1 protein-coding gene is annotated in these 513 nt (G+C 42.7%); it reads right to left on the bottom strand.

Annotated elements, in window-relative coordinates:
* Window positions 1-178 precede the first annotated feature (178 nt).
* On the bottom strand, window positions 179-513 hold a 335-nt coding region (locus tag ACFPOH_RS10740), incomplete at its 5' end, for an ExeA family protein (RefSeq protein ID WP_390309627.1).

The raw sequence follows: 513 nt of genomic DNA on the forward strand, positions 1-513 counted from the left end.
CTGACTTTTTCAAATTATTTTGGTTCGTTTTCTGAAATAATGTGCAATTTTTTTGCGGATTATTTTAGATTTTGCGATTTTCCCCAGGTTCTTTGCACATTTTTCCGGTCGTTTTTCGATGATTTTTCCGCCCCTCTTCGAAAAAAATGGAGCCCTCCGTACAAAGAGCTCCGATCGCTTAGTAAAGATGATGTTCCTCTGCCGCCATTCGAACGATTTCTTCATCGATCTGTTCTTTTTTCATTTGGTATCCATACAAGAGGCAAGTCGTGGCTAGGATATTGATCACTCTTGGCCATCCTTGAGATTGTAAAGCGATGGCCTCTAGCGCTGCTGGAGTAAAAATCGGAATCTTCGCTCCCGCCATTTTCATTCGCTGTTCTATATATTGACCAACTTCTTCTTTCGTCAATGGCCCCATTTGATATCGCATGATGATACGTTGATTCAACGGCCGATGCTGGTTGAGCCGAAGCCGCGTTTGTAAATGCGGAAGGCCAGCTAAAATCAAGA

The sequence above is a fragment of the Ureibacillus suwonensis genome (genome assembly GCF_042655065.1).
Lineage (GTDB): Bacteria > Bacillota > Bacilli > Bacillales_A > Planococcaceae > Ureibacillus > Ureibacillus suwonensis.